The organism is Sphingomonas bacterium, assembly GCF_903643065.1.
In the GTDB taxonomy this organism is placed as follows: domain Bacteria; phylum Pseudomonadota; class Alphaproteobacteria; order Sphingomonadales; family Sphingomonadaceae; genus Sphingomonas.
In genome coordinates this window covers 1-2,747 of sequence record NZ_CAHJWX010000434.1, presented here as the reverse complement: position 1 = coordinate 2,747, position 2,747 = coordinate 1, and the positions used below count along the sequence as shown (strand labels likewise).

General features: G+C 69.1%; 5 protein-coding genes. 3 read left to right on the top strand and 2 right to left on the bottom strand.

The window, feature by feature from the left end; all coding sequences use genetic code 11:
• Positions 1–122 precede the first annotated feature (122 nt).
• The gene (locus HUU95_RS13480) at positions 123–998 is read left to right on the top strand and encodes a restriction endonuclease (RefSeq protein ID WP_174280571.1); all 876 of its coding nucleotides are present in this window, start codon (positions 123–125) and stop codon (positions 996–998) included.
• Positions 999–1,105: 107 nt separating this feature from the next.
• On the opposite strand, the gene HUU95_RS13475 is transcribed toward HUU95_RS13480, so the two are convergent.
• Both HUU95_RS13475 and HUU95_RS13470 read right to left on the bottom strand, forming a co-directional pair.
• On the bottom strand, positions 1,106–1,402 hold the full coding sequence (locus HUU95_RS13475) for a type II toxin-antitoxin system PemK/MazF family toxin (protein WP_174280570.1): 297 nt from the start codon (positions 1,400–1,402) through the stop codon (positions 1,106–1,108).
• Between the two features lie 14 nt (positions 1,403–1,416).
• A complete protein-coding gene (locus tag HUU95_RS13470) occupies positions 1,417–1,644 on the bottom strand; it encodes an antitoxin MazE family protein (protein ID WP_174280569.1) in 228 nt (75 codons plus the stop codon).
• A gap of 39 nt (positions 1,645–1,683) precedes the next feature.
• Here HUU95_RS13470 and HUU95_RS13465 point away from each other — a divergent pair, with 39 nt between their 5' ends.
• Both HUU95_RS13465 and HUU95_RS13460 read left to right on the top strand, forming a co-directional pair.
• Positions 1,684–2,418, top strand: a complete 735-nt coding sequence (locus tag HUU95_RS13465) for a TlyA family RNA methyltransferase (RefSeq protein WP_174280568.1) — start codon at positions 1,684–1,686, stop codon at positions 2,416–2,418.
• On the top strand, positions 2,415–2,747 hold a 333-nt coding region (locus HUU95_RS13460), incomplete at its 3' end, for a tryptophan-rich sensory protein (protein ID WP_438827214.1). The genes HUU95_RS13465 and HUU95_RS13460, both read left to right, overlap by 4 nt.

Genomic DNA, 2,747 nt, shown 5'->3' with positions numbered 1-2,747 from the left:
TTCCAGGACCAGGACAAGCCCGACGCCCAATATGCCGACGCCGGACTCGACGCCGACGCCCTCGTCACCACCGTGCTCGCCGCGCTGCGGCATAACAGCGGGGGCGTGGCGGAGGCGCGGGCGTGAGGGCGTCCTCGCGCGACGGTCGGCCGTTCGTCGACCGGGTCCCAACCTTCGACGAACTGAACTGGCCGGCCTTGGTGGCCTTCCGCGCGCTCGGCGGTTCCGCGTCGCTGGCGGAGCACCTCGCCGAAGTCATTCGCGCTTGCGCGGTCACGGAGCTGGTCGCGGGAGTGTCACACGGGGAGACCGGTCGGACCGAACTTGAGTATCGGCTGGCGTGGGCGCGAACGACGCTGAAACGGTGTGGCTATCTGCAGAACAGTAGCCGTGGCGTCTGGAGCCTGACCGACGTTGGCGAGGTCGCGTCAGAAGGCGACGTCCGAGCGGCGATCGCGACAGTCCGCCTGCATGATGCGCAGCGGCGCGGCGCGACTGCTCAATCGACCGACGCAAGCGTCGACGACGTTGGACAAACTAGCGACTGGCGCGACGAACTGCTGACTGTGGTGCGATCGATCGCGCCTGATGCCTTTGAACGCCTATGTCAGCGTTTGCTGCGCGAGTCCGGCTTCATCAAGGTGGAGGTGACGGGCCGCACCGGCGATGGAGGGATCGACGGGACCGGCATTCTGCAACTCAGCCTGATGTCGTTCCACGTCCTCTTCCAGTGCAAGCGCTATCAGGGCTCGGTCGGGTCGGCCGCGGTCCGGGATTTCAGAGGTGCGATGATGGGGCGCACGGACAAGGGCCTGATCATCACGACCGGCAGCTTTTCCAGCGATGCACGTCGCGAGGCGACCCGAGATGGCGCGCCACCCATCGACCTGATCGACGGTTCCGCGCTTTGCGAACATTTGAAGCGACTGAGCCTGGGCATCACTACCGAACTGGTCGAGGAAGTGACCATATGCGCAGACTGGTTCCAGTCGCTGTGACCGGCTGGGAGAAGGTGGCGGGCGCGACGGGGGTGGCGGTGCTGGGGCTGGCGGGGTTGAACCTGGCGATCTGGCGGCGGGTGAAGCGGGCGGTGGCGGCGGGGCGGTCAGCCGCCAAGATCGAGCAGGATGACCAAGGTCAGATCGAGTCTTTCCAGATCATCGGCGTCGAGCGAGCCGATCACGTTCGCGATGCGCTCCTCACGCGCGAAGGTGATCCGGTCGACCATCAATTGTGATGGCATTTTCAGGCCATTCGCTGGCGTGGGCAGGATGGTCGGGCGGTAGATCGGGGCTTCGATCAGGAACGATGTCAGGGGACAGATGATCAGCGAGCCGGGTGTCGCCACGACGCTTGACTGAATGATGACCGCCGGTCTCGGCTTGCCCTGCGCGACGGTCACGAGTTCACCGCGCCTCACCGCCAATCGCCGTCTTCCCAAACCTCGCTGGCGAGCGCTTCCATCAGCGCGATCGCTTCCTTCTCATCGTCGCTGTGATTGAGCAACGCGGCTTGCCGCCTCGCTTCCGCCTGAAACTCCGGTGTGCGCGTGTCCGGGACCCACATCCGGACTTCCCGCAACCCCGCTGCCTTCTTGCGCGCGCGGTAGGCCTGGAACTTGCTCTGCTCGGGCGGGGCGTTCATGGGTCGAAAGGTAGCGCGCAACCCCGCTGGAGTCCAGATTTGGCCAAGGTCCGCATCGACCAGCTGCTCGTCGAGCGCGGGCTCGTCGAGAGCCGGGCGCGGGGGCAGGCGTTGATCATGGCGGGGCTGGTCTTCTCAGGGACCCGCAAGGTGGCCAAGCCGGGCGAGCAGGTGGCGGCGGACGCGGCGGTGGAGGTGCGCGGGCGCGATCATCCCTGGGTCTCGCGCGGCGGGATCAAGCTCGCGCACGGGCTCGACCATTGGCACTGGGCCGTGGCGGACGCGGTGGCGATCGACGTCGGCAGCTCGACGGGCGGGTTCACCGACGTGCTGCTCCAGCGCGGCGCAGCGCGGGTATACGCGGTCGACAGCGGCACCAACCAGCTCGCCTGGCGCCTGCGGCAGGACCCGCGCGTCGTCGTGCTGGAACAGACCAGCGCGCGCGTGCTGACCGCCGCGCATATCCCCGAGCCGGTCGACCTCATCGTGTGCGACGCGAGCTTCATCGGGCTGGCCAAGGTGCTGGAACGGCCGCTGACGTTCGCGCGGGCCCCGGCGCGGCTGCTCGCGCTGGTCAAGCCGCAGTTCGAGGCGGGGCGCGGCGACGTGGGCGCGAAGGGTGTGGTGCGCGATCCGGCGGTGCATGCGCGGGTCTGCGCCGCCGCGGCGGACTGGGTGGCGGGGCAAGGCTGGACGGTGGCGGGCGTGGTGCCCAGCCCGATCACGGGCCCCGAGGGCAATGTCGAGTTCCTGCTCGCCGCGACGCTTGGTTGAACAAGCCCGCGATCTCGGGCAACGCCGGGTGCGGCATGGTGGGGCGGCAGATGGGCGGGATCGCGTCGGCGGGGCAGTTACGGGCGTCGTTCGCGCGCTGGGCGGTGGTGACGGTGCCGCTGGTCCTGCTGATCGGGTTCGCCAGCGGGCGGTCGGTGCCGGCGGGCGCGCGGAACGCCTGGTATCTCGCGCTCGCCAAGCCGCCGCTGACGCCGCCCGACTGGCTGTTCCCGGTCGCGTGGACGCTGATCTACGTCCTGCTCGGGCTGGCGGTGGCGACCGTGCTCAACGCGCGCGGCGCGCGGTGGCGGTGGCCGGCGGTGGCGGCG

Coding starts and splice junctions, on each gene's coding strand:
- HUU95_RS13470 (WP_174280569.1), bottom strand. CDS start 1,644: ATGAACGCCCCGCCCGAGCAGAGCAAGTTCCAGGCCTACCGCGCGCGC.